Annotated in this window: 1 protein-coding gene; it reads left to right on the forward strand. The window is 49.0% G+C overall.

The window, feature by feature from the left end:
* On the forward strand, positions 1 to 525 hold a 525-nt coding region (locus ACF8PK_RS10840; protein WP_392441242.1), incomplete at both ends, for a GTP-binding protein.

The following is a 525-nucleotide window of genomic DNA, read 5'->3' on the forward strand; positions in this document are numbered from 1 at the left end:
GCACGTAAACGTTGGTACTATCGGCCACGTTGACCACGGTAAAACAACTCTAACTGCAGCAATCTGTACTACACTGGCTAAAGTGTACGGCGGTGCAGCTCGTGACTTCGCGTCAATCGACAACGCTCCAGAAGAGCGTGAGCGCGGTATCACAATCTCTACTTCACACGTAGAGTACGACACTCCAAGCCGTCACTACGCACACGTAGACTGCCCAGGACACGCTGACTATGTTAAAAACATGATCACAGGTGCTGCGCAAATGGACGGTGGTATCCTAGTTGTTGCTGCAACAGATGGTCCAATGCCACAAACTCGTGAGCACATCCTACTAGGCCGTCAGGTTGGTATTCCTTACATCATCGTATTCATGAACAAATGTGACATGGTTGACGATGAAGAGCTACTAGAACTAGTAGAAATGGAAGTACGTGAACTTCTGTCTGAATACGATTTCCCAGGTGATGACCTACCAGTTATCCAAGGTTCTGCACTAGGCGCACTAAACGGCGAAGAGCAGTGGGA

Origin of the sequence: Vibrio sp. CJQ_6 (assembly GCF_043106745.1) — a bacterium.
GTDB lineage: Bacteria > Pseudomonadota > Gammaproteobacteria > Enterobacterales > Vibrionaceae > Vibrio > Vibrio furnissii.